Source organism: Chitinophaga sp. SVR4-12A (genome assembly GCF_056754765.1).
In genome coordinates this window covers 1,938,046-1,963,676 of sequence record NZ_JBPGWP010000001.1, presented here as the reverse complement: position 1 = coordinate 1,963,676, position 25,631 = coordinate 1,938,046, and the positions used below count along the sequence as shown (strand labels likewise).

Annotated in this window: 25 protein-coding genes; 23 read left to right on the top strand and 2 right to left on the bottom strand. The window is 49.1% G+C overall.

What is annotated here, in order from left to right; genetic code table 11:
- Nucleotides 1–116: 116 nt before the first annotated feature.
- The 3 genes from ACR9Y8_RS07950 to ACR9Y8_RS07940 all read left to right on the top strand — a co-directional run bounded on the left by ACR9Y8_RS07950 (nt 117) and on the right by ACR9Y8_RS07940 (nt 3,949).
- Complete coding sequence (locus tag ACR9Y8_RS07950) at nt 117–1,262, top strand: glycoside hydrolase family 76 protein (RefSeq protein WP_481212711.1); 1,146 nt, start codon at nt 117–119, stop codon at nt 1,260–1,262.
- Nucleotides 1,263–1,475: 213 nt separating this feature from the next.
- Entirely contained in the window at nt 1,476–2,771 is a 1,296-nt protein-coding gene (locus ACR9Y8_RS07945) for an AAA family ATPase (protein ID WP_481212710.1), read from the top strand.
- 377 nt (nt 2,772–3,148) lie between these two features.
- The gene (locus ACR9Y8_RS07940; RefSeq protein ID WP_481212709.1) at nt 3,149–3,949 is read left to right on the top strand and encodes a hypothetical protein; all 801 of its coding nucleotides are present in this window, start codon (nt 3,149–3,151) and stop codon (nt 3,947–3,949) included.
- Nucleotides 3,950–4,344: 395 nt separating this feature from the next.
- Here the strand turns inward: ACR9Y8_RS07940 and ACR9Y8_RS07935 are convergent, their stop codons facing one another.
- Nucleotides 4,345–4,773 carry an acyl-CoA thioesterase gene (locus tag ACR9Y8_RS07935; RefSeq protein ID WP_481212708.1) on the bottom strand — a complete coding sequence of 143 codons (429 nt, stop codon included), beginning with the start codon at nt 4,771–4,773 and terminating at the stop codon, nt 4,345–4,347.
- A gap of 258 nt (nt 4,774–5,031) precedes the next feature.
- Here ACR9Y8_RS07935 and ACR9Y8_RS07930 point away from each other — a divergent pair, with 258 nt between their 5' ends.
- The 13 genes from ACR9Y8_RS07930 (at nt 5,032) to ACR9Y8_RS07870 (ending at nt 16,572) form a co-directional block, all read left to right on the top strand.
- Entirely contained in the window at nt 5,032–6,135 is a 1,104-nt protein-coding gene (locus ACR9Y8_RS07930; RefSeq protein WP_481212707.1) for a hypothetical protein, read from the top strand.
- Nucleotides 6,110–6,889: a cytidylyltransferase domain-containing protein gene (locus ACR9Y8_RS07925; protein WP_481212706.1), complete on the top strand. Its 780-nt coding sequence runs from the start codon at nt 6,110–6,112 to the stop codon at nt 6,887–6,889. Before ACR9Y8_RS07930 ends, ACR9Y8_RS07925 begins: the two co-directional genes overlap by 26 nt.
- The gene (locus ACR9Y8_RS07920; protein ID WP_481212705.1) at nt 6,886–7,743 is read left to right on the top strand and encodes a transketolase; all 858 of its coding nucleotides are present in this window, start codon (nt 6,886–6,888) and stop codon (nt 7,741–7,743) included. Before ACR9Y8_RS07925 ends, ACR9Y8_RS07920 begins: the two co-directional genes overlap by 4 nt.
- Nucleotides 7,743–8,660 carry a transketolase family protein gene (locus tag ACR9Y8_RS07915; protein ID WP_481212704.1) on the top strand — a complete coding sequence of 306 codons (918 nt, stop codon included), beginning with the start codon at nt 7,743–7,745 and terminating at the stop codon, nt 8,658–8,660. The genes ACR9Y8_RS07920 and ACR9Y8_RS07915 overlap by 1 nt, the downstream gene beginning before the upstream one ends.
- Nucleotides 8,644–10,002, top strand: coding sequence for an aminotransferase class III-fold pyridoxal phosphate-dependent enzyme (locus tag ACR9Y8_RS07910; RefSeq protein ID WP_481212703.1), 1,359 nt, complete (start codon nt 8,644–8,646; stop codon nt 10,000–10,002). Before ACR9Y8_RS07915 ends, ACR9Y8_RS07910 begins: the two co-directional genes overlap by 17 nt.
- A gap of 6 nt (nt 10,003–10,008) precedes the next feature.
- The gene (locus ACR9Y8_RS07905) at nt 10,009–10,812 is read left to right on the top strand and encodes an SDR family oxidoreductase (protein WP_481212702.1); all 804 of its coding nucleotides are present in this window, start codon (nt 10,009–10,011) and stop codon (nt 10,810–10,812) included.
- 13 nt (nt 10,813–10,825) lie between these two features.
- The gene (locus tag ACR9Y8_RS07900; protein WP_481212701.1) at nt 10,826–11,323 is read left to right on the top strand and encodes a KdsC family phosphatase; all 498 of its coding nucleotides are present in this window, start codon (nt 10,826–10,828) and stop codon (nt 11,321–11,323) included.
- Between the two features lie 34 nt (nt 11,324–11,357).
- Nucleotides 11,358–12,266: an N-acetylneuraminate synthase family protein gene (locus ACR9Y8_RS07895; protein ID WP_481212700.1), complete on the top strand. Its 909-nt coding sequence runs from the start codon at nt 11,358–11,360 to the stop codon at nt 12,264–12,266.
- Entirely contained in the window at nt 12,263–13,168 is a 906-nt protein-coding gene (locus ACR9Y8_RS07890) for a sterol desaturase family protein (RefSeq protein WP_481212699.1), read from the top strand. Before ACR9Y8_RS07895 ends, ACR9Y8_RS07890 begins: the two co-directional genes overlap by 4 nt.
- A gap of 1 nt (nt 13,169) precedes the next feature.
- Nucleotides 13,170–13,538, top strand: a complete 369-nt coding sequence (locus ACR9Y8_RS07885) for a DMT family transporter (protein WP_481212698.1) — start codon at nt 13,170–13,172, stop codon at nt 13,536–13,538.
- 76 nt (nt 13,539–13,614) lie between these two features.
- Nucleotides 13,615–14,382, top strand: coding sequence for a rhomboid family intramembrane serine protease (locus ACR9Y8_RS07880; RefSeq protein WP_481212697.1), 768 nt, complete (start codon nt 13,615–13,617; stop codon nt 14,380–14,382).
- Between the two features lie 24 nt (nt 14,383–14,406).
- Nucleotides 14,407–15,720 (top strand): BamA/TamA family outer membrane protein, encoded by a 1,314-nt coding sequence (locus ACR9Y8_RS07875; protein WP_481212696.1) that lies wholly within the window; start codon nt 14,407–14,409, stop codon nt 15,718–15,720.
- 18 nt (nt 15,721–15,738) lie between these two features.
- Nucleotides 15,739–16,572 carry a sulfurtransferase gene (locus tag ACR9Y8_RS07870; protein ID WP_481212695.1) on the top strand — a complete coding sequence of 278 codons (834 nt, stop codon included), beginning with the start codon at nt 15,739–15,741 and terminating at the stop codon, nt 16,570–16,572.
- Between the two features lie 3 nt (nt 16,573–16,575).
- Here the strand turns inward: ACR9Y8_RS07870 and ACR9Y8_RS07865 are convergent, their stop codons facing one another.
- Nucleotides 16,576–17,757, bottom strand: a complete 1,182-nt coding sequence (locus ACR9Y8_RS07865; protein ID WP_481212694.1) for a serine hydrolase domain-containing protein — start codon at nt 17,755–17,757, stop codon at nt 16,576–16,578.
- Between the two features lie 248 nt (nt 17,758–18,005).
- Here ACR9Y8_RS07865 and ACR9Y8_RS07860 point away from each other — a divergent pair, with 248 nt between their 5' ends.
- The 7 genes from ACR9Y8_RS07860 to ACR9Y8_RS07830 all read left to right on the top strand — a co-directional run bounded on the left by ACR9Y8_RS07860 (nt 18,006) and on the right by ACR9Y8_RS07830 (nt 25,612).
- The gene (locus tag ACR9Y8_RS07860; RefSeq protein WP_481212693.1) at nt 18,006–18,326 is read left to right on the top strand and encodes a hypothetical protein; all 321 of its coding nucleotides are present in this window, start codon (nt 18,006–18,008) and stop codon (nt 18,324–18,326) included.
- A 388-nt stretch (nt 18,327–18,714) separates the two neighbouring features.
- Complete coding sequence (locus tag ACR9Y8_RS07855) at nt 18,715–19,752, top strand: LacI family DNA-binding transcriptional regulator (RefSeq protein WP_481212692.1); 1,038 nt, start codon at nt 18,715–18,717, stop codon at nt 19,750–19,752.
- Between the two features lie 39 nt (nt 19,753–19,791).
- Complete coding sequence (locus tag ACR9Y8_RS07850; protein ID WP_481212691.1) at nt 19,792–20,961, top strand: iron-containing alcohol dehydrogenase; 1,170 nt, start codon at nt 19,792–19,794, stop codon at nt 20,959–20,961.
- Nucleotides 20,958–21,893 (top strand): dihydrodipicolinate synthase family protein, encoded by a 936-nt coding sequence (locus ACR9Y8_RS07845; protein ID WP_481212690.1) that lies wholly within the window; start codon nt 20,958–20,960, stop codon nt 21,891–21,893. Before ACR9Y8_RS07850 ends, ACR9Y8_RS07845 begins: the two co-directional genes overlap by 4 nt.
- Nucleotides 21,886–22,926 carry a 4-hydroxythreonine-4-phosphate dehydrogenase PdxA gene (gene pdxA / locus ACR9Y8_RS07840; protein ID WP_481212689.1) on the top strand — a complete coding sequence of 347 codons (1,041 nt, stop codon included), beginning with the start codon at nt 21,886–21,888 and terminating at the stop codon, nt 22,924–22,926. The genes ACR9Y8_RS07845 and pdxA overlap by 8 nt, the downstream gene beginning before the upstream one ends.
- Complete coding sequence (locus tag ACR9Y8_RS07835) at nt 22,923–24,068, top strand: four-carbon acid sugar kinase family protein (RefSeq protein ID WP_481212688.1); 1,146 nt, start codon at nt 22,923–22,925, stop codon at nt 24,066–24,068. Before pdxA ends, ACR9Y8_RS07835 begins: the two co-directional genes overlap by 4 nt.
- Entirely contained in the window at nt 24,044–25,612 is a 1,569-nt protein-coding gene (locus ACR9Y8_RS07830; RefSeq protein ID WP_481212687.1) for a sodium:solute symporter family protein, read from the top strand. Before ACR9Y8_RS07835 ends, ACR9Y8_RS07830 begins: the two co-directional genes overlap by 25 nt.
- Nucleotides 25,613–25,631 lie beyond the last annotated feature (19 nt).

Sequence of the window (25,631 nt, the reverse complement as noted above, 5' to 3'; positions counted from 1 at the left end):
GGCCGCCGGTATTTATTTTCTTTTCTTGTAAGGAATTCTCATGTGCTTACCTGTCCTTATATGGACAGGAAAAACCCAATTCCACGTAATTCCCTCATTCACAAAAAACTAAGCACATGAGAATCCCAGCTATCCTCATTCTTACGCTTGCTTTTGTAAGCTGTACCAAAAAAGAAGCAACCCTTTCCGAAACAAGCGGTACACCGGCCTCCGATACCAGGCAGGTAAGCGTCGAATCTGCACAGCCCACAAAAGCCGAAGCCCTGCTGGCCATGCAGTGCTATAATAATGCATTCTATCACCAGTATGGCACCTATGGCCCTTCCTTTAAGGCCTACTACTATTCGGATATTACCCATACCGGCAGAACGGATTTCTGGAAATCCGCAGAAGCGATCGAAACCATTGTCGATGCGGTGTTGATCCATAACGATACGGATCTCCGCAACAAAATGGTATACCTCTACAACGGTATGCGTGATGCCTACGGTTTACTCTGGTCATCCAACAGCTTTAACGACGACGTTATCTGGGGCGCATTGATGTGTATCCGCGCATTCCAGATCACCAACGACGGCGGTATGAAAGACATGGCCAAGAACAATTTCGACCTGGTATGGAACCGTGCCTGGGACTCGAACCTGGGCGGCGGTTTATGGTGGACCACCGCCAACAACACCAAGAACGCCTGTGTGAATGCACCCGCCGCCATCTGCGCCATGTACCTCTACCAGGCCACCGGCGATGTAAGCTACCGTGATAAAGCAAAGATGATCGTAGATTGGATGGTCAGTAAATTATACGTAGCCGGTACCGGTGAAGTAAAAGGCGCTATGAATGCAGCAGGCGTTATCACAGAAGGCGCCCGTACCTATACACAGGGCACTTTTATCGGCGCCTGCAGCCTGCTGCATAATTATTATCCGTCCAGCAACTTCAAGGCAATGGCAGCTAAAGCAATGGATTATACGAAGAATGTAATGTGCAACGCACAGGGCCTCTTACCCGATGAATATGATAACGAAGACTGCCAGGGCTTTAAATCCATCTTTGCACGCTGGGCATGCCGCTTTGTAAAAGACCATGGTTACCAGGGCACGTATTCCGCCTGGTTGAACTATAACGCAGCGGAAGCCTGGGCCTATCGGAATTCCAGTGGCCTCATGTGGGGACAGTGGTGGCGCAGAACACCGGATAATTATGTGAATAGTTTTGAAACTACCTGTGGTGTGGCTATGATGAATGGCGTTTGGTTGTTCTGATAGTGAAAGGTGCAGGCCTTTGGCGTGTGTCAAAGGTCTGCTCTTTTCCAACCCGTTAAGGCGCTACTCGCTGGAAGACCTTGTCTTACTGAAAAGTACATTTTTGGTGTCAAAAATGTAAATCGATTACATTATTTGGATATATAATCCAAATTTATCCAATTTTCTGCCTTATATTTGGGTTCTGTTTACAATTTTAAATAAGTTGTCAAGATGATTATTGCCTTTGATGTGCAGAACTTCGGCTCCGTAAAAGAAAGACAAAGGTTGTCTTTTGAAGCAGAAAAATCGGACCACCTTGAAGAATACTACGTGGTTGAAGCTGCGAAAGGTCTACGACTACTTAAATTTGGATTAATCTATGGCGCAAATGCGTCCGGGAAAACCACTATTTTGAAAGCGCTTGATTTTTTAAGAGATCTGGTTTTAAACCCGGAAGAAAAGAAAACAGATAAATTAAACTTTAGCCCCTTCCTTTTCGACCCAATTACCCCAAAGCAAAATTCAATTTTGTCAATTGAATTTTTACAAAATGATATTCGTTACTACTATGAGGTTGAATTTAACCGAAACGCAATTATAAAGGAAAGACTGGATCACTATAACCCTACAAAAGCTAATATATTCAAAAGGGATACCGATTTAGATAGTGAATTCTCAAGAATAACTTTTGGCAGCAAAATAAAAACGGATAAGACCGCTGAAAAAACATTGGCATCAAACACACTCTGGAATAATACGGTTTTAGGAGGATTTCTTAAGACCAACATAGAGTTTAAAGAGCTAAAGGATGTAATTGACTGGTTCAGCAAACATATGAGGTCTATAATTGTTTCAACAATCGGATTAGATGATTACGTCACCAGAAGATTGGACAGTGCAGAAATAGATAAGTCAACCGTAATTAGTATATTGAAGAAGGCAGATTTAAACATTTCGGACATTTTATTAAAAGATGGAAAGGAAATATCCGAAGGGACCCTCAATATATTTACAGCATTCGAGTTTTCGAACGAGGAAATTGAAAGGATTAAACAAAGAAGGCAAAAAGAGATCGAATTTGAACATACCGTTGGAGGAGCAAAATATTTTCTTCCTTTTGATGCTGAATCACAAGGCACACAAAGGTACTACGGGTTTGCAGGCTTGCTCAGCTTGTTAATAAGCCGGCCAACTTTTGCTCCGATAGATGAGATCGAATCGTCGTTGCATCCCGATTTGTTTATTCATTTTATACTTGCTTTCTTAGTTAATTCTAAAAATTCTCAAATCATTGCTACGACGCATAACAGGGAAATATTAAATAACAGAGATCTTTTTAGGGATGATGTAATTTGGTTTACTGACAAAAAAGAAAGTTGTGCAACAGAGCTATACTCTTTAGCGGATTTTGACAGTTCGGTAATCAGAGACACAAGCAATGTATATAACGCATATAAAATCGGTAAATTGGGAGGTATTCCTAATTTGGGGGACTATTATATTTCTATGGGCAATGAGAGAAAGTAAGAAAATACCTCCTAAAAAGGTCAAATATGCAGTCGTGGGAGATGGGAAATGTGAATTCTGGTATATCCAAATGCTGAAGAGGAATGAAAGGATGATTAGTGTAGATCTAAAGCCGGAAATTCCTCAGAAAAAGAAGCTGTCAGACCAATATGCAAATGTACTTGAACTAAGCCGCATTTATGATACGTCTTTTGCTGTGCTGTAAGTTGCAGGGCCACAATAGCAAACAGCAGGATAAGGAACATCCGCCTCATACTACTAAAATTTTCATAATGTGTTAAACTCACACGACAAGATACATTTTAGATAGCAAATTCCTTCCCCTCCCCACACTCCATTTCCCCCTTTTTCCGTATATTCATATAAACCCTTTTTCAATGGCCACTCAAGTCGGCGTTTACAAGTTCACCGGCAGACTTGATAACGTCATAGGCTACCGTAGGAACGGCAAATATTTCCTCCGTAGCATGCCGGACAAAGTAAGACAAACCGCCGCCACACGGCGGGCGTCCCGCTATTTCGGCATTGCCAGCCGGAAAGGAAAGCTTATTCGTCAGGCTTTCCGTCCCCACCTGCACATGCGCTGCGATGGCACCCTCGTGAACCGTCTCAACAAACTGTTCATACAGGCCGGCAGGAACAACTTCCCCGACCTGCAAGGCTTCCATTTCAACCGCCATACCGGTTTGGATAAGATGTTCATCATCCCACCCGTACTAACGTTAAACGGTACGCTCCATATCCCTCCGCAGGAAATGCTCCCGCAAGGCGCCAACACCCACCTGGAAGTCTGCCTCATTGCCGTAAGGATAGACTTCAAAAGACAGTGCGTATTAAGCTCCGAAGCTTCCACCGCCATTATCGACCTGAATGAAGATGTGCCCTTTAGCGGCATCGCTTTAAACGTTCCATTGGAAGGTGCGGGTACCTTAATGGTAGCCCTCCAGTGCCGGGCCTGTAAAGCCACTAATGGCGTCTTATACCCATCATACGACCGCCGCTATATGGCCGCCGATATTATCCACCTGGTTGTACCTGCAGAGCAGGTGCTCAAACCTGTTGCACACTTCGCAAAAGCAGCCCGTAAACGTTTTGCCTTCCGCAACACCCGTTCCTCCGGATCTCCCTCCTCCGACAGCACCCAGGGACCGCCCTCCCCATCGCCCCAACGGGAATGATTGTCTTTACCTCATTAAACACCGTTTTTACCACTTTCCCTGCCCCCTGAGCGTCCAGCTCCTGCACCACCATGCCTCACACCCCCAAAATGCACCATTTTAACCATAAAAAGAGGCCCCGTCATAAACGGAGCCTCCTTAAATGCTCAAATTGTTTACTTTCAAATGGTAAAATCACCTCCAAAAACACCGCTCACTCCCCATTTTCCACTACCCTTGCCCTTCATCTCATCTCTAACTCAACTCCTGATCAACTCCACCTTATGTCCAAAAACTGCACTGTTCTACTTAACTGCTACAAGGCCTTTACACCATGTCTGCTTAAGGGATTAGCTTAGTGCTGGCTTAGTGCAGGCTTAGTAAGTGTTTAGTGAGAGCTTAGTAAGTGCTCCCGTTTACTTTATACCTTCAAACTCCAATTTCGGCGCCTCCGCAATCAACTGCGCAATAGCTTCCGGTAAAAAAGGCCTTCCGCCCGTCGCCGGGATACAGGTGCCCGTAAAAACAGCCGTCGTCATCACCTTCCCATTCATCATAATAGTTTGCTTGAAATGCAAGCGTGGTTGCCCTGCCTTATCCGCATACAGATCACAGGTAACAGTGAACTGGTCATCCTTCTTCAGTGAACGCAGGTACTTGATCGTATATTGCGAAAGCACCATGAACACACCATTCTTCGCCTGCTCCTCCAGGTCAAAGCCTAATACTTCGCGGATGTAATCATGCCTGCACCATTCCATGTAAAATGGATAATACAGCCCGTCCATGATCCCCTGTACATCAATGTGCTCTTCCTTTACCGTGTACTGCTTTGTGTATTCCATGCCTTATCTGTTTTGATGTAAAAGTAGAACGCTTTTGCTATTAAAACAATAATACAGGCATCAGATCACCGCTTTTAACCAGTAGGCAGGTTGCAATGGTACAAGTAGATACTGGTCACTGCAATATTATCTTATTGTGATCTTCCATAATGCCTGTTAAACGAATAAGTGAAAATTCCTACGTTTGATTATTGTTCTGAACGGGCAATTTGTAACCCTGTCATTGACCTACCATGACACGGTTAAAGTGATTCTATTATGTCAAAAAGGAAGATCCTGTTCCTGGTTGGATCCTTGAACCAGGCTACCCAAATGCACCAGATAGCCAATGCGCTTCCGGAATATGATTGTTTCTTTAGCCAGATATACAGCGATGATAAGATCATCAGGTGGGCAGTGAAGAACGGATGGCTGGATCATACCATTTTAGGTGGCGGCTTTAAACAACGGTCAGACCGTTACATAGCAGAACATGGCCTGCCAAATGATTATGCCGCCCGCGTATATAATAACAAATATGACCTGGCTGTTTGCTGTACAGACCTGCTGGTAGCCAGGGGACTAAGAAAGATCAAAACAGTGTTTGTACAGGAAGGCATGACCGATCCTGTAACACCCTGGGGCAAAGTAGTACATCGGCTGAACCTACCGCCTATACTGGCTATGAATACTGCCTTCAACGGCGGTAATAATATCTGCGATATTTATTGTGTAGCCTCCGAAGGCTATAAACAACAGTTTGCCCGCTTTGGTACGGAAGAAGACCGCATCTTTGTTACCGGTATCCCTAACTATGATAACATAGCTACCCATCATAACAACGATTTTCCTTACCATGATTACGTCCTGGTGGCTACTTCCGATGTACGGGAAACCATGCGCAGTGACGACAGAGCCGCCTTTATCGGTAATTGTTTACAAATAGCTGCCGGCCGTCAGCTGATATTCAAGCTGCATCCTAATGAGAACAGGGAACGCGCTACCGCAGAGATCAATAAGCTCGCGCCGAACGCCCTGGTATATGCAGACGGCAATACCGGGCATATGATCGCCAACTGCGCAGAGCTGATCACGCAATACTCCACCGTAGTATACATGGGTATTGCCCTGGGTAAAAAAGTGCATTCTTATTTTGATGTGCCAACACTGCATCGGCTGGCGCCCATACAGAACGGCGGCGCCTCCGCACATAACATTGCAGCTATTTGCCGCAGCTATATAGAGCATAAGGGTACAAGAGCAGAATTTCTATACACCTACCACAAACAACAAGCATCAGCATATGCACAATGCACCAGCAGCCAATCTAAACATTGTAACAGTCATCCAAACCCGCATGGGCTCCAGCCGGCTGCCCGGTAAGGTTTTACTGCCCGTGATGGGAAGCCCGCTCTTTGTACAACAGGTACGCCGGGTGCGCGCTGCAAAGCTGGCCGGTACCATCGTAGTGGCTACCACTACCGACGTAGCGGATGACATCATTGAAACGATCTGTAACAGCGAAGACATCCTGTGCTATCGCGGTCATGCCACAGACCTGCTGGACAGGCACTACCAGGTTGGGCTGATGTATGAAGCAGATGCGGTGATCAAGATTCCCAGCGATTGCCCGCTGATCGATCCTGCTGTAATAGACCGGGTGATCAGCGTTTACCTGGACAATGCCGGTGAGTATGATTATGTAAGCAACCTCCATCCCGCTACCTATCCCGATGGTAATGATGTAGAGATCATGCACTTCAATGTGCTGCAGGAAGCATGGATCAATGCACGCCGCCCGCTGGAGCGCGAGCACACTACCCCTTATATATGGGAACACCCCGCGCAATACCGCATCGGCAATGTAGTGATGGAAGGGCATCCCGATTATTCGATGGAACACCGTTTTACCATGGATTACGAAGAAGATTACCTGTTCATTAAAGCAGTGTACGAAGCACTGTATGAAAAGGATCCTTTGTTCTCCGTTACAGACATATTGGCCTTGCTCGAAGAAAGGAAAGATATCTATACACTCAACAGGCAATGGGCTGGTGTCAACTGGTACCGGCATCACCTCGATGAACTGAAGACCATCACACCACAACAAACTAAAATCCTGACAACCCAAGTATGAATAAAAGTAAACTGTCTGAGCTCTCTGCCAGGGCTTTAAAAGTAAGGGAGCATATTATCCGTATGACCGCAGGCGGCGGCTGCTTTGTAGGTGCTTCGCTATCCTGCGTGGAACTAATGGTATACCTCTACTCGGAAGTGCTGGAACTTGATCCAGACAACCTGCAGGACCCTGAGCGCGATTACCTGTTCCTGTCCAAAGGGCACGATGTACCGGCCATGTACGGTACCCTGGCCGAGCTGGGTTTCATTGAAGCCAACAGGCTGCAACTGCACCTGCTTACTTCAGACAGCATTTACTGGCATCCCAACAGGGCCATACCGGGTGTTGAGTTTCATTCCGGCTCACTGGGCCATCTGCCTGCCGTGGCAGCAGGCGTAGCGCTGGATTGCAGGCTGCGTGATCAGTCTAACCGCATCATCGCCATCACCGGCGACGGAGAGCTGAACGAAGGATCCGTATGGGAAACCCTGCTGGTGGCCAATGCCTACCAGTTAAGCAACCTCACCATCCTGGTAGATCGTAACCAGTTCCAGGCCAATGTAAGAACAGAAGAGCTGATCCCCCTGGAGCCGCTGGCCGATAAATTCGCCGCATTTGGCTGTGCCGTAAGATCAGTGGATGGCCATGATTTTGAACAGCTGGAAACTGCTTTCAGAGAGCTGCCTTTCAGCGAAAATAAAGTGAGCGTTATCATCGCCAATACCGTGCGTGGTAAGGGCCTGCCCAGCATTGAAGCCAGGGCCGACCGCTGGTTCTGCGCATTTAAAGAGAACGAGATCCAACAGCTGCTCGAAGAGCTGCATGGCAATGTTGAAGCATTCATTGAATCCGAAAGTTTAACAGTACGTTAATGAACTACGAAGAATTATTAGTACACACAGCTCTTGCGGATGAGCGTTTCATCGTAATGACTGCCGAGAACAGGGCGCTGGTGCGCAGTGCGCCCAAACAACTGGGTAAGCGCTTCATTGATACCGGCATTACTGAGCAGACCATGATCGGTATGGCAGCAGGTCTTGCCCTGCGAGGCCGTATCCCGGTAGCGCATGCGCTGGCTCCCTTCCTCACCATGCGCGCATTTGAATTTATCAGAACAGATGTGGGCATCGCACACCTGCCGGTGAAGCTCAGCGGATATATTCCCGGCTTTTTATCAGATGGTAATGGCCCTACCCACCAGGCTATAGAAGATGTTTCCCTGATGCGTCACATCCCCGGTATGGAAGTGTTCTGCCCCGCAGATGAAGATGACCTGGGGCGCATGCTGCCAGCCATCTGGCAAACACCCGCTCCGTCTTACGTGCGTATCAATCATAAACCCGGCGCTTATCAGCATGCGGATTTCGAAATGGGCAAAGCAGAGGTGATCAGCGAAGGTACAGACGTAACGCTGCTTACCTACGGCTTCCTGTTTGGCAACGCACTGGAAACAAAACAGCTGCTGGAAAAGGAAGGACTGAGCGTGGGCCTCGTGAACATGCGCTCCCTCAAGCCCGTGGATGAAGCCTGCATTCTCCGCTGCGCTAACCGCAGCCGCCTGGTAGTAACAATAGAAGACCATTTCCAGTGCGGAGGCTTATACTCCATCGTAGCAGAAACATTGTTGAACCAGGTTTACACCGCCGCTATATTCCCGATCGCATTGAAAGAACGCTGGTTTAAGCCCGGCCTGCTCAGCGAAGTGCTGGCTTACGAAGGCTTCACCCCGGATGCTATGGCTGCCACCATTTCAAAACAGCTGCAACTTGTTCATGCAAAAAACAACTAACATGCCTAACACCATCTCATTTAACGATAACTATCCTGTAATTACTGAATCAGATAAGCTGTATGCACGCGCCGTAGGAATTATGACGCCTGTAACGCAAACACTGGCCAAAGGCCCCGGCCAATACATCAAAGGCGTAGCGCCCAAATACCTGAAGAGAGGCAAGGACGCGCACGTATGGGATGTAGACGGCAATGAATATATTGACTACAACATGGGCATCGGGCCGCTTTCACTGGGATATTGCTATCCCCGAGTAGACGCAGCAATCGCCGAGCAGCTGAAAGACGGCATCACTTTTTCCATGATGCATGAGCTGGAAGTGACCCTGGCAGAACTGGTGCACCGCATTATCCCGAATGCGGAAGCGCTGCGCATCAGCAAAACCGGCGCCGATGTTACCAGTGCCGCCGTACGCGTGGCCCGTGCATTCACCGGCAGGAAGAAAGTGCTTTGCTGCGGTTATCATGGCTGGCACGACTGGCACATTGCAGTTACCAGCCGTAACAGCGGTATCCCCGGGGAGATCGCATCCCTCACATCCACATTCGACTATAACGATATTGAATCCGTAAAAGAGGCTATCGATGAAGATACAGCCTGTGTGATCCTGGAACCTTTTGTATTCGCTGCGCCTAAAGATAATTTTCTCCGGCAGCTGCGGGAAGTATGCGATGCCAACGGTACCCTGCTCATTTTTGATGAGATGTGGACCGGCTTCCGGATCGCTATCGGCGGCGCCCAGGAGTACTTTTCTGTGAAAGCAGACCTGGCCTGTTTTTCAAAAGCATTTGCCAACGGTATGCCCATCTCCCTGCTCACCGGCCGCAAAGAGATCATGCAGCTGTTCAATGAAGAAGTGTTCTTCTTTACCACCTTCGGCGGTGAAGCATTGTCGCTGGCAGCAGCAGTAGCTACTATCAACGAAATGATCGAAAAAGATGTTCCTGCTGTGCTGGCGCAGAAAGGCAAGCTGCTGAGAGAAGGGTATAACCGTATTGCAGAGGAAACCGGCGTGCAGCAATATACCCGCTGTATTGGTTACGACTGCCGTTCCATGGTAGTGTTTGACGCACCTGGCCAGGACGGGCTGAAAGTAAAATCTTTTGTACAGCAGGAGCTGTTCAAAAGAGGCATCCTGTGGTCAGGCTTCCATAACATGTGCTTTACCCATACAGCTGCTGATATCGAACATACACTGGCCGTATACCGCGAAGTATTGCCCCTGTTAAAACAGGCAGTAGACAATAACCAGGTCGACAACCTGCTGAAAGGAACACCGGTAGAAGCCGTGTTCAGGAAGGTGAGCAACTTTAACACTAAACCCGTGGTAAAGGCATAAAACAGTATGGATCTTTTTTCTCTGCAACATAAAGTAGCGATCGTTACCGGCGCCTGTGGCCTGCTGGGTATACAGCATTGCAAAGCATTGGCTGAAGCCGGCGCCAGGGTAGTAGTGGCTGATCTGAATGAAGCTGCCTGCCAGGCCATCGCTGCGGAGCTGGGGCCCGATCACATGGCGCTTGCCATGGATGTTACCAGCCCTGCATCATTACAGGCAGCGCGCGATAAGATCCTGGAACGCTATCAACGTATAGACGTACTGGTAAATAACGCCGCTATCAACGACATGTTTGAAAACCCGCTGATGGCAAAGGAGCAATCCATGTTCGAGCATTACCCGCTGGAACAATGGAACCGTTCCTGGAATGTGAACGTGAGCGGTATGTTCCTCTGCTCCCAGGTAATGGGAACGGTAATGGCTAACCACGGTGGCGGTAGCATCATCAATATCGCGTCTACCTACGGTATCGTAGCGCCAGACCAAAGCATTTACCGTAACGCGGCAGGCGAACAAACCTTCTATAAATCACCATCCTATCCTGTTACCAAGGCGGCTGTGCTGGGATTTACCAAGTACCTGGCCGCTTACTGGGGACATAAGAGCGTACGGGTGAACGCACTTTCACCGGGCGGGGTAAAGAATAACCAGAACGCATACTTTATCCAGAATTACGCAGCAAAGACTTTGCTTGGCAAAATGGCTTCCGCTGCGGATTATAAAGGTGCTGTTGTATTTTTGGCGGGCAATGCATCTGCTTACATGACAGGCGCCAACCTGGTAGTGGACGGCGGGTGGACTGCGATCTAAAAAGTACAACAACATGAACGAAGATTTAAAAACAAAAGCTGCGAAGATCAAACTGCTGCTCACAGATGTAGACGGGGTGCTAACAGACACCGGTGTATACTACTCCGAAGCAGGGGAAGTAATGAAACGTTTTTCTATCCGCGACGGCATGGGCGTTGAACGCCTGAGGAAATGCTGCGGTATAGAAACAGGCATCGTTACCGGCGAAACTTCCGGCTCAGTAGTGAAGCGTGCAGAAAAGCTGCACATTACGGAACTGCACCTGGGCATCAAAGACAAAGCCTCCCTGCTGGGAGTGATCCTCGAACGCAATGGCCTGCTGCCAGAAGAGATTGCCTTCATCGGCGATGATGTAAACGACATCGGCATTATCCAGCTCGCAGGGCTTACGGCCTGTCCCGCCGATGCAATGCCCCAGGTAGCTGCTTTGGTACATTATCATTGCCGCCAGAAAGGAGGAGAGGGCGCCTTCCGTGAGTTTGCAGAATGGCTGATCGCTTTCAGAACGTAAAACATGAAACTGCATATTCCAAAAAAATTTATCTATGAAAACAATTGCGGTAAGTAACCGGAAAAGTATTGGCGTAGGCCAGCCCGTTTACGTGATAGCCGAAATAGGCATCAATCACAACGGCTCGCTTGAAATTGCCAAAAAGCTCATTGACGAAGCCGCAGCTGCAGGCTGCGACGCCGTAAAGTTCCAGAAACGCACACCGGAGCTTTGCACGCCGAAAGACCAATGGCATCAGCAACGCGATACCCCCTGGGGCCGCATGACCTACATCAACTATCGTCACAGGATAGAGCTCGGTTATGATGAATATGCCGCTATCGACAAGCATTGCCGTGAGCGCAATATCGACTGGTTCGCATCCTGCTGGGATGAGCCCTCCGTTGATTTCATAGAGCAGTTCAACCCCGGTGTATATAAATTCGCTTCTGCTTCCCTCACCGATCATGGCCTGATCGAAAAAGTAAAAGCTACCGGTAAACCCTACATGCTCTCTACCGGCATGTCTACCATGAACGAGATCAAAAGCACGATAGAGAAATTCGGTACAAATAACCTGATGATAGCGCACTCCACCTCAGCTTATCCTTGTCCGCCTGCTGAGCTGAACCTGAAAATGATCCATACGCTGCAGCAGCTGTATCCCGAAACACCCATTGGTTATTCCGGCCATGAAACCGGTTTGGCAACCACCCTCGCTGCCGTGATGATGGGCGCCTTCTTCGTGGAAAGGCATTTTACGCTGGACCGCGCCATGTGGGGCTCTGACCATGCTGCTTCTGTTGAGCCGCAGGGTATGCACAAGCTGGTGCGTGATATCCGCGACGTGGAAACCGCTATTGGCGATGGTATCAAACGCGTATACGAAAGCGAGATTGGCCCAATGAAAAAGCTGCGCAGGTTTATTACGCCTGAGCAGGCGCCTTTAAACACCATGGCATGAACCATCTAGTGTATTATACTACCGGCATCTTGTTATTAGCAGTGGTGGTGCTGGTATTCCTCGAAAGAAAATTTCCGTATACCAAAGGCCTTCCCTTTTTCAGGGAGGGCTTTTGGATTGACCTGGTGTGGTATACATTCATACAAAGCTATTTCCTGAAGATCCTCATCTTTGATTACATCATCATGCCGGTTGACCGCAGCTGGCATTTATCGTCCCTGCAGCTGGTGGCCGGCTGGCCTTTGTGGGTACAGGTGCTCTTCTTCCTGGTAACGCATGACCTGTATATCTATTGGTTCCATCGCTGGCAGCATCATTCCAAAATACTGTGGCGCACGCATGAAGCGCATCACTCCGTAACGGAAGTAGACTGGCTGGCAGGCTCCCGTTCACATAGTATTGAGATTCTGATCAACCAGACCATCGAGTTTGCACCTATTATCCTGCTGGGGGCCAATCCCCTGGTAGTGCCCATCAAAGCGCTGATCGATGCGGTGTGGGGCATGTACATCCATTCCAACATAAATGTAAGATCCGGCAAGCTGCAATACTTTATCAACGGCCCTGAAATGCACCAGTGGCATCATGCCAACCACCTGGAAGTGTTCTATGCCAATTTTTCTACCAAGTTCGCAGTGTGGGACTGGCTCTTTGGCACCGCCTACCTGCCGGATAAAAAGCCTGACACCTATGGGCTGCCGTATGTTTATCCGAAAGATTATTTCGTACAGCATGTGCACGCGGTAAAGAGGGTGAAGGAAGAAGACCTGCTGCGGAATAAATGGTTTAGTAAATACTATTACCTTCGCCCTAATCTGATGAAATGGCTGCACAGGCAAAAGGATTCGCTGGATACGAATACCGAAGCAGAGATGGAGCCGGCAACGCTTCAAAATAAATAATATGGCCTGGATATATCTTTTGATTGCAGCTGTTTTTGAGATCGCCTGGACCTTCTCCCTGAAATTCCTTGACTTTAAAAAGATAGGCGCCATCCGTTGGGCAACATTCTTCAGTAACCGTCAGCATCTCCTGGTGCTGGCGCCCTTACTGGGTTATATTCTCTTTGGCCTGGCCAATGTATTCTTCTTTTCGCTCTCAGTAAAGCAGATCCCTACCTCAACCGCCCTGGCCGTATGGATGGGCGTTGCGCTGATAGGCGTGAAGCTGGTGGATGTAAGCCTGTTTAAAGAGCCCTGGCACCCCATGCAGCTCTTTTATCTTGGGCTGATCGTGGTGGGTATTATCGGCCTGAAAAAAGGAATAGCTTAACCCGGCGCTTTTATACCAGCCCCTGCTATTATAATTGGATTTCAGGAACAGCATTTGTATATTTTAAGAAAAAAAGATGCTGTTTCCAATTGGTGATGATAACAGGGACAGAAAGATCACTCCCATAGTAAATTACCTGATCATTGCGGTCAATATCCTGGTGTTTATCTTCTGGCAGCAATTTGGCCTGGACGCACACACCACCTTTGCATATGCAGTGGTGCCCGGAGAGATATTGACAGGTCATGATATTGTTACTCCCAGCCAGGTGCTGATCGATCCAATTACCCGTCATACTTTCGAAATGCCGGGCCTGCAGCGAACAGGCATACCGGTTTACCTCACCTTGATTACCTACATGTTCCTGCATGGCGGCTGGGCGCATTTAGGGGGTAATATGTTGTTCCTGGCCATCTGCGGGGATAACCTGGAAGATGCCCTGGGGCATTTTAATTACCTCGTCTTTTACCTGCTTTGCGGGGTACTGGCGGCGCTCTGTCATGTTTTTACCACATTTATCCTCGGACAGAACCTGCTGATCCCAAGTCTGGGCGCTTCTGGTGCGATTTCTGCTGTACTCGGGGGATATATAGTGCTCTTCCCCCGAAAACATATCTATATCTGGATGTTGTTTTTCATTGTTCCCGTACCGGCGCTGGTAGCAGTCGGTGTCTGGTTCTTTTTCCAGGTAGTGAATGGGTTCGGCGCTTTGGGAGGAACAGAAGCCGGTGGTGTAGCATATGCTGCACACATCGGGGGATTTTTGTTTGGGATGCTGCTGGTGAGGCGTTTTGCAGGAAAATACCTTGCCGCCAGGGTCAGGTCGTCCCGGCGCTTTAGATGAACTATTTTTAAAAGCGGATGTTTCATGATCAGAGATATTACACTTATGCGGACAGCGCTGCTTACATTCCTGTTTTTAGCCATACTGGGCCATGTTTACAGCCAGGATAACACGGGGGACACTTCTCTTTCCGGTAACCAGGCTAAACCCGTACAGCAATCGCCAAAGGAAAATTTAAATAAGCAATATGATATCGGCGACATGATCAATGATGTGCTGCATCCCAAAAGAACAGATGATTCCCTGCGCAAAAGATCTGCTATCACAGTAGTGCCCAATATAGCCGCCAATCCAACCATCGGTTTCCAGTTCGGTATTAAAGCGGTGGCAGGTAAAGTATTGGGCTCAAAGCCTCATACGTATATGTCGGTAGCAGCTACCTCAGCTTCCATTACCACCAAGAAGATCATCTATTTCTATATCAGTCATAATGTGTTTACGCCCGGTAACAAATGGAATTTCCAGGGCAGCCTGGTGGCGGCAAGATCTGTTACGCCCGACTTTGGCCTGGGCATGGGCCATTCTTCCAGCGATATTGCTGCAGATAAGATCCTGGCAAACCCGGGGAAGAAGGTGTATGTCTGGAATTCACAGTTCTACCGCTTCTTTGAAAAAGTATACCGGGAAGTCAGCCATAATCTCTTTCTGGGCGCAGGACTTGGATTTGATATCAGAAGAAAGGTATCAAATGTGCGCAAAGACACCGCCCTTACGCCTTACCAGGTCTACAATCAGCGCTTTGGCTTTGATGATGATCATTACCTGTCAAATGGTTTCCTGTTTAATGTACAGTATAACACGCGCGATAATCCCAACCGGGCTTATAAAGGCATTTACCTCGATGCTGGTTTCCGTCTCAACCAAACCTGGTTGGGAAGCTCCCGGAATGCATTGCAGTTCACCTACGACTTCCGCAAATATCTCAGCCTGTCTGCCCGTTCGCCTGAGCACGTGCTGGCGCTCTGGACCTGGGGCTCTGCCATACTAAGCGGCGAAGTGCCCATGTTTGAGCTGCCTGGTGGCGGCAGAGACCCCAGCTTCCGCAGTGGGCGTGGCTATATATCCGGCTATTTCAAAGGCACGCGGTACTTGTATACCGAAGCAGAATACCGTTTTCCTATTACCAGGAATAAGCTGTTCAGCGGCGTGACCTTTGTGAACATGCAAACTGCCAATGATGAAGCAGGCACCAAATTGCTGGAGATCTGGAAACCAGCCGCCGGTTTAGGGCTGCGTGTCCTGTTCAATAAAACCACCCGCACTAACTTATGCCTGGATTATGCATGGGGAGTCAACGGATCTAAAGGATTCTTTTTAAATTTGAACGAGACTTTCTAAAATCTACCCAACAAAGACATGCGTTATCTTACTTTTATCCAACCCGCTGAGGCATTCAATAAGCTCTCCGATCCGGCCTACCGCTTCATTGATTGCAGCTACGCCCTGGCTGATAAGTCCTGGGGAGCTGCTGAATATAAAAAAAGTCATATTCCCGGCGCTTTATATGCAGACCTGCATCATGATCTTGCAGGGGAAGTAAAGCCAGGGGCCAGCGGCCGTCATCCACTGCCTGCAAAGGAAGACCTGGTAAAACTGTTCTCTTCATATGGTATTGACGCCAACACCCAGGTAGTGGCTTATGATAGCACCGGTGGTTTTATGGCTGCAGCCAGGCTCTGGTGGCTGTTAAAATGGGCGGGGCATGAGCAGGTAGCAGTGCTGGCTGGTGGAAAACCCGCCTGGCAGGCCCAGGGCTTCCCTTTAACAGATGAGATAACTACTCCCGCTCCAGCCGAATTTAAAGCTGATTTCCATGATGAGCTGCTGGCAAGCGCTGATGAGGTCTTAGCCTTGGACAAAAATAACAGCTGCCTGATTGATTCCAGGACAGCCGACCGCTATGCCGGGCAGAATGAAACCATTGACCCGGTAGCAGGGCATATACCCGGTGCCATTTCAAAACCCTTTAATGCCAATGTGAATGCCCAGGGTGAGATAGCAGATCCCTCCACATTGAAGGAATATTTTGCAAAGGATTTTGAAAAAGGGAATACCGTGTTTTACTGCGGCTCCGGCGTTACCGCGGCCTTTAATATTTTATTGGCGGTACATGCAGGCTATCCTTTCCCGAAATTATATGCAGGTTCCTGGAGCGAATGGATCACTGATCCTAAACGGCCGGTAGCATAAAGTTTATTTAGTGGCAGCGCCATACAATTTTCCAACAATACGTGCTGTCCCATCGCCGGTATTATTTTGGAAAGTGATCACACCGGTCTTATTGGCAGTATTGAAGTACAGGAAAGTTTGAATACCGGGATCAAGGCCGGAATGGCCCCATAAGGTCACTTTACCATATCCCGTCTCAAAGTCGGACGTACGCCATGTTAAGCCCTGCGAATGATTACCTTCGATCTGCACGGTGAGCATTTTGTCAAGCGTTTCTTTTTTCAGGATGCGTTTGCCGTGCAGTTCACCGCCATTCAGCAACGCTGCCAGGTAGTATGATAATTCACGCACACTGGTCCTCACCAGCCCGTCAGGATAATTGTAAAAGCTATACAGGCAGTTGGCAACATAAGTACCTTCCTGGAAGGCAGATTCGTTAGGATACAAGCGGGCGATGCTCACGATGAACTTTTTGTTCTCTGCCGTAATGTAGGCATAGGGCCTGATATAATTGCCGGTGTCTACCTCGCTGATCATCCAGCCGGTATGTTGCATGCCTAATGGCTGAAAGATATGCTCCCTGCAGTATAGATGGAAAGGTTGTTTGGCTACCTTTTCAACGATCAGTCCCAGCACGCCGAATGCTACATTTGAATACGCACGTTGCCCACCCGGCGCCCATTCGGCAAAATTATCGCCCTTATTGTAAAACTTTCCACCAGGTGTCAATGCACCACGGATCCAGTCATCTAAAGACACAGCGGGATCGCCGCAGGTATAGCTGTCCTCGTAGGCCTTACCATCATGGATAGACGAAGTATGTGTCATGATCTGGGAAATGGTGATTGGTGTACCAGGATACTTCGGGTTTTTGATCTCAAAGCCCAGGTAAGTGCTGATATCTGCATCGAGGTCGATCAATCCTTTCTCCCAAAGCTGCATGATGGCCGTAGCGGTAAATGTTTTGGATACCGATCCAATGTTCATAATACCGTCTATGCTCATGGCTTTTTTATGGGCGATATCTGCCTCGCCATAAGCTTTAGACCATGCTATTTTCCCATCCTTTACAACGCAGGCAGCAAAGCCGGGGATATGCTCGTTGGCCATGTATTGATGGATAGATATGTCGGCCGAATCATAGGCCGTTTGCGCTATTGACGGTATGGTATAACAAGTCAGCAGCAGCAGCAAAAAGCTTCTCATGCGTAATATATGTTGTGGCTTCGATGGTCAAACGCTATGCCACGCATCTAAGCCCTTTATTTCAAAGCATTTTCAAAAGGTGAGTGTCCGCTTATGAACAGTTGTTGTGCGTTAAAGAACAAATTACTATTTAAAAACTTTTATTACATAAAACTATTTATTAACTTGTTCTGGTGGCCTGGAATAGTATAGCAAACCCTGACGTGTGAAACCTGTATATCTTTTTCACCTATATAAAACCCACAACCATGAAACAACTATTATTTTGCATGGCAGCTGCGCTCAGCTTCCACGCAGCGGTAGCAAGCGGACCTAATAGCAATGACAACGCTGCAAAGAAAGCAAAGCAGCCGGCATCCCACGAAAAAAGCACAACGGCTAAACGTGATTGCGTAGGGGCAGACAAAAAGCTCATTAACGGTGTATGCGAAACCGGTGTACGGGTATGGACCCGCAGTGAATGGGATTCCGTTAATCACTGGTACCGTTGTTACTATGTGTACAGGTGGTCAGATGGCAGCCAGAGCCAGGAGTATTATACTATCAACGGAGCAGGCTGCATCGCGTAAACTGATTTTAAAATGTGAAAGCGCCCTTCCATCCGCCAGCTGGCGGATGGAAGGGCGCTTTCATTATATGATTATTGCACCCGTTCCCCCGGTTGAGGGGTGGTACAAACCTATCTTTTCTGTTGATTTCAGGTAGATGTCCGGTACCTTATAAGATACCGAACATCTACCCGTCAAGTACCCGACATATACCGGACATATACCGGACATCCCCTGGTTTTCCGGCAGTCGGACTGCATTTGAGCCCAATCGAGGAGGCAGGGAAAGGAAAGTGAACAGGTGAGCCAGCGGAAGAAAATTTATCCGGGTATTGGATTTTAAAAAATAATTGTAGTTTTGGTTAGAAATGTAAACGTTTTCATAAAGAGTTCCACGAAATGATCTGCCGGTGAAATCTGCAAAAAACGTAGTTAGTCTAAAAACCGTTGCCAGTCTTGCTGGGGTTTCAATTGCCACTGTATCCAGGGTATTGAACGACGATCCCTTGGTAAAAGACGAAACACGGCTGGCCGTGCAGAAGGCCATTAAAACCTCCGGCTACCATCCCAATCGCGTAGCACAACGCCTGCGCTCTACCGTCCGTACCAAGAAACTGATAGGATTGTTGATCCCGGATATCCAGAACCCGTTCTATGTGGATGTGATCCGGGGCATCGAGGAATATGCCTACGAGAACGGATCAGCAGTGGTAATAGGTAACTTCTCACAGGACCAGAAAAAGGAAAAGCTCTATATAGATATTCTACGCTCAGAATCCGTGGACGGTTTTATTGTTGCGCCTGCGGATGGGCAGGACAAATACGTGGAGGAACTGATCAATGAGGGGCATGCCGTGGTCTGTATCGACCGGGGCCTGACTAACCTCAACGTGGATGTGGTGAAATCAGATAACGAGGCGGGGGCCTTTCGTGCCGTGGAGCACCTCATCAAGCTGGGGCATCGCCGCATTGCGCATATTACCGGTGATCCCGCCATTCCCACTACAAAAGAGCGCATCGCCGGGTATACGGCGGCGCATCATCAATATGGTGTGCCCATAGACGATAAGATCATCATGGGCAGAAAATCCAATTTTATCAGCGGCGTGGAGCTAAGCAGGGAGATCCTGGACCTTGCCGACCGCCCTACGGCCATTTTTACTGCCAATAACCTGCTGACGCTGGGCGCGCTCGAAACCATCCATGCCAGCGGGTTAAAGATCCCGGAAGAAATAGCGATAGTAGGTTTTGACGATATGTACTGGGCCGCCTCCCTGAACCCGTCCCTCACCGCCGTAAGGCAGTATGGCGTGGAAATAGGACAGCGGGCCATTGAGCTGCTGTACCAGCGGATAGAGCACCCTTCCCGTCTGCCGGCGAATGTGATCGTGAAGACAGAGCTGATCGTCCGTAAATCATGCGGATTCCAGGCAGCTGCAAAGGAATAGCTGTTTTTTGACCTAAAAATGTAAACGTTTTCATCAAGTATGGGCATGATAGAAAATACGGTCACCTTGTTACATCCGGCTAAGCTGGTATTCGGAACAAACTGTTTTGAGCAGTTTATTGATGACTATACGGCACTGGGACTACAACGCCTGTTCATTGTTTCTATTCCGCCGGTAATAGCGCAGATCAGTGAAAAGCTGGACATTCTCCGGCAAAAAGGCATTGCGCTGGAGATCAACGACAGCATCACAGGAGAGCCCTCCTTTGACGATTTTGAGCAGCTCCTGGCCAACGCCAGGGCATTCAAGGCAGACAGCGTAGCAGGCATAGGAGGAGGAAGCGTGCTGGATGTAAGCAAACTGATAGCCGCACAGATAAAGAACACGCAAAGCACCGCCGAAGTGACCGGTATCCGTAATCTGAAGGAACGTGCTACTTACCTGGCCTGTATTCCCACTACTTCAGGCACGGGCAGCGAAGTATCGCCCAACGCCATATTCGTGGATAACAGCGGCGCCAAAGTGGGCGTGATCAGTCCTTTCCTGGTGCCGGATGCCGCTTATATAGATCCTGCCTTAACGCGGAGCGTACCTGCTGCTGTTACCGCTTCTACCGGAATAGATGCCCTGGCGCATTGCCTGGAAGCCTATACGAATAATTTTGCGCACCCGGTAGTAGACCTGATCGCATTGGAAGGGGTACGGCTGATCGCAAAGTATCTCCGCCGCGCCTGCGAGAACGGGGATGATATGGAAGCCAGGGCACAGGTGGCCTTGGGCAGCATGTATGGCGGTATGTGCCTGGGACCAGTGAACACCGCAGCTGTGCACGCACTGTCTTATCCGTTGGGCGTGACTTATCACGTGCCGCATGGATTGTCGGTTGCGTTGTTATTGCCCTATGTGATGGAATTTAACCTGCCGGCTGCCCCGGAACGCTACGCACAGATCGCGCTGGCCCTGGGCGCTGCTCCTGGTAATTCAGATATAGGGACTGCCAGCGCAGGCATCGCAAAGATCAAAAAGCTGCTCAGCGATTGTAAGCTGCCCGCTTCCCTGGATGCATTGGAGATACCATACGAAGGCATTGAGCAAATGGCAGCAGATGCTTTGAAAGTGCAAAGGCTCCTGAAGAACAACGTGAGAACCGTAACGCAGAAAGATGCCGAAGATATTTACAGGGCCGCTTTTAATAAGATACCAGCATGAACATAACAAAGAAATATAGCGGGGTAGTAGTGCCCATGATGACGCCTTTCACCGCACAGCAGCAGGTAGATGCGCCTGCAGTAAAGCGCCTGGTAGAGCATTTGATAAATGGAAAAACATTTCCCTTTATACTGGGCACTACCGGGGAGGCCGCCTCTATTCCTTATCGCGAGCGGAAACGCCTGGTGGAAGAAACAGTCAAGGCCGCAGCCGGGCGGAGCCTGGTATACGCTGGTATTTCAGGTAACAGTTTGCAGGAAGCTGTAGAAGAAGGAAAGCTGTATCGCGACCTGGGCGCCGGTGCGCTGGTGGCCACCATGCCATCCTACTACCCGGTAATGCCGGATCAGATACTGCGCTATTTTGAAACCCTGGCAGATCAGTTGCCTTGTCCGCTGATCATTTATAACATTCCCGCTACCACCCATCTCTCCATCCCGCTGGAAATAGTAGACAAGCTAAGCGCGCACCCGAATATCGGCGGCTTTAAAGATTCAGAAAGGGGCGAAGAACGGATCACCACGGCTACCACATTGTGGAAGCACAGAACAGATTTTTCTTACCTGCTGGGATGGGCCCTGAAATCACAATCAGCATTGGAACAGGGTGCAGATGGCATCGTGCCCAGTAGCGGCAACCTCGCCCCGCTGGTGTACCAGGCAATATACACATCCGCCAAAGCAGGCGATAGCGCAGCAGCTGCACTTGCCCAGCAGAAAGGAGACCGTATTTCTGAAATGTATCAGAAAGACCGGATCCTGAGCCAGTCGCTCGCGGCTTTCAAAGCGATGTTGTCTGCATATGGCCTCTGCGGACCGGAGGTATTACCTCCCTTATACCGCCTGCCTGCAGCAGAAGAACAACAATTAATACAAGGGGTACGCAGTGTATTCGGCGACCTGGAAAAAATAAACAGCCTGGATCATGAATAATAGTAGACCCATTATAGGCATCACCATGGGAGACCCGGCCAGCATTGGACCGGAGATAGCCGTAAAGGCTTTGCTGGATGAAAAGATCCACGCTATTTGCCGCCCCTTACTGGTAGGTGACGCCGCAACATTCCGCGATATCATTGAGCGCCTGGGGCTTAAGGCCAGGGTGCATGCCATACAAAATGTAAACGAAGCTGATTTTCAATTCCACGTCATCGATGTATTAGACCTGCACAATGTAGATCTGCCACAGCTGAAATTGGGCGAGATCTCCGCGATGGCCGGCAATGCTGCTTTTGAAGCCGTACGGAAAGTAATTGACCTGGCCATGGCCGGAGATATAGCCGCTACCGTTACAGGGCCTATCAATAAAAAATCCATCAATGAAGCCGGCCATCATTTTGCAGGGCATACGGAAATATACGCGCACTATACCGGCACAAAGAAATATGCCATGCTGCTGGTAGAAGAGCATTTAAAGGTGATCCATGTGTCTACACACGTTTCCCTGCGACAGGCCTGCGACCTGGTAAAGAAAGACCGTATCATTGAAGTAACGGAGCTGCTGCATAAGGGATTGATCCAGCTGAATGAAAAGAACCTGAAGATAGGTATTGCAGGCTTGAACCCGCATGCAGGCGATGCCGGCCTGTTTGGAACCGAAGACGATATGGAAATATTACCGGCAGTAGAAGAGGCCCGGCGGTTAGGATACGAAGTAGACGGGCCCGTACCGCCGGATACCCTGTTTGCCAAAGCAGCTACCGGCTACTATGGCGGTATTGTGGCTATGTACCACGACCAGGGACATATCCCTTTCAAGCTCTCCGGCTTTAAATGGAATGCAGAGAAGCAGCGGATGGATAGTGTAAAAGGCGTGAATATTACCATGGGCCTGCCCATCATCAGAACATCCGTGGATCATGGTACTGCATTTGAGATCGCAGGTAAAGGAATTGCCAGCCCGGATGCCATGGTGCTGGCCATTGAATCGGCCGTGCAGTTATCTAAAAACAGGACGAAGCAATGATTGTAGTAATAGCAGATGATCTGACAGGAGCCGCAGAACTGGGCGGACTGGCGCTGCGCTATGGGCTTGCCACCGAGATTACCACCAGGGTGAATGCTACTTCCAGCGCCGAGCTGCTGATCATTGCCACGGATACACGCTCTTTACCAAAGCAGGCAGCAGAAGCAGTAGTGCAGCAGGTAAGCGAAGGCCTGGAGCGCCTGCATCCCAGGCTGGTGTTTAAGAAAATAGATTCAGTATTGAGAGGACATGTGCTGGCGGAGATCAATATACAGAAAGAAAGGCTGAAGCTGAAAAAAGCATTGATCGTACCGGCTAACCCGGGATTGGGCAGAACAGTAGTAGACGGCACTTATTTGCTGCATGGCCAGCCTTTGCATCTCAGCAGCTTCTCACAGGACCCGGAATTTCCCATCAGCTCTTCCCTCGTGCCGCATATGCTTTATGCCAGGGAAGAAGACGTCCACGTGCTGAAAACCCATGAAGCCATGCCGGAGGTGGGGATCATAGTAGGGGAGGTGAAAGATGCCGGTGATCTGGCCGTATGGTGCAGCAGGATAGATGCAGGTACACTGGTAGCCGGAGCGGCAGAGTTCTTTACCGTCATACTGGAATCGTTGAATATCCGGCCCGCAGCTGCGGCCAATAACGCAGCATCGCTACAATTACCGGCGCTGATGATATGCGGGAGCGCTTTTCATAAAAGCCGCTCCTTTACAAAAGAGATGGAACAGAACGGGTTTCCGATCAGCTATATGCCGGCGGCGTTGGCCGCTAATGCAGCAGATGATCTGCTGTTCATACAATGGATGAACGAAACCCTGTTACACCTGTCGCAAACAGGAAAAGCAGGTATTGCGGTACATCCAGATATAAAAGACAGGCAGGTAAGTGCGCTGGCTGTCAGAACCCTCATGGCGGAAGCCGCAGAATACCTGGCAGACCACACCCGGCTGAATGAACTGCTGGTGGAAGGAGGCGCTACAGCCGCCGCTGTGATACGCAGGCTGCAAATCGAAACCTTATACCCGGTGGCAGAACTGGCGCCGGGCGTTACACGAATGAAAGTAAAAGGAAAGAAAGACCTGTTCCTCACGTTAAAACCGGGCAGCTATGAATGGCCGCCATCTTTAATGAAGTAAGCATGAATACATCCTTGCATTTCATTGACCACGTTATTATTGTGCTGTTACTGGCTACCACCATCTCTTTCGGATTTGTGTTCGCCAAAAGACAAAAGACCAGCCAGGGCTATTTCCTGGCCAAGGGAAAGATCCCAGCCTGGGCCCTTGGCATGTCGCTGCTGGCCACCCTGATCAGCAGCGTTACCTTCCTGGCCTACCCGGGCACAGGCTATTCATCCAACTGGATCCTATTGGTGCAGGGGCTCATGGTGCCCATTGTGCTGGTATGCGTGATCTGGTTCATTGTACCGCTTTACAGGAAGGTGATACGTTTAAGTACCTACGAATATTTTGAAAAACGCTTCGGGCCTTTTGCCCGGTATTACAGCTCCCTGGCATTTGTGCTGCGGCAGTTCTCCGGCATGGGCACCGTGTTCTTCCTGTTGGCCGTGGCCCTGCACAGCATTATGGGCGGCAATACCATGGTGATCATCCTGGTGGTTGGGTTTATTATCATTGCCGTGAACCTGCTGGGCGGTATCGAAGCAGTGATATGGCTGGATGTATTCCAGGGCTTCATGTTATTTATCAGCGGTATTATCTGTATATCGGTGTTGCTGTTTTCCGTAAAGGGTGGCTTGCCCGAAGTATGGAAAGTGGCGTCTGCCAATGGCAGAACAGGTTTCGGCCCATATAATGCCAGTCTTACGCAGCTCACCTTCTGGGTAATGGTGATCAATGGCGCATTTTATGCCATCCAGAAGTACGGTACCGATCAGACGGTGGTGCAACGCTACCTGACCGCCCGGACGGATAAAGCAGCCACGAAAGCTTCGCTGATGGGCATCCTGTTAACCGTTCCGGTATGGACACTTTTTATGTTCATTGGTACAGCGCTATTTGTATTCTATCAGCAGCATCCCTTGCCCGCTGGTATGCGTGCAGACGGTGTGTTTCCCTATTTTATCATGACACGTCTGCCAGCCGGCGTAGTAGGTATAATTATCGCCGCGATGATCTCTGCCGCTATCTGCAGCCTGAGCGCAGATCTCAATTCCCTGGCGGCAGTAGGGGTGGAGGATTATTATAAAAAAATCAGGCCGGGCAAGTCAGACAGGGAGTATCTCAGGGCTGGCAGATCACTGGTGGTGGTGTCCGGACTGATCGCCATCCTCATTGCCCTCTTATACATTAACGCCGGCGATGAAGGTGTGCTGGGAATTGTCTTCACATTATACGCCATCTTTTCCGGCGGTATCGTAGGCATCTTCCTCTTAGGCCTCTTAAGCGCCAGGGCGAACAACCAGGGGATCAGCATCGCCATTATTGTGTGCATATTGTTCACGGCCTATGCTTTTCTTACTTCTACAGAGATCGGGTTGGGAGCACATAAAACATTACTGCTGGACCTTGGCAAATATAATTTCACACATCACAAGCTCATGTTAGGGGTTTACAGCCATTTAATAGTGATAGGGGTAGGGTATTTCGCCAGCCTCTTCTTTCCTAAACCGGATATCGACAAAAGCCTGTTGTACAGCGGGTGGAAAGAGACCAGGTAATTTTTTCATCTTACTAAAA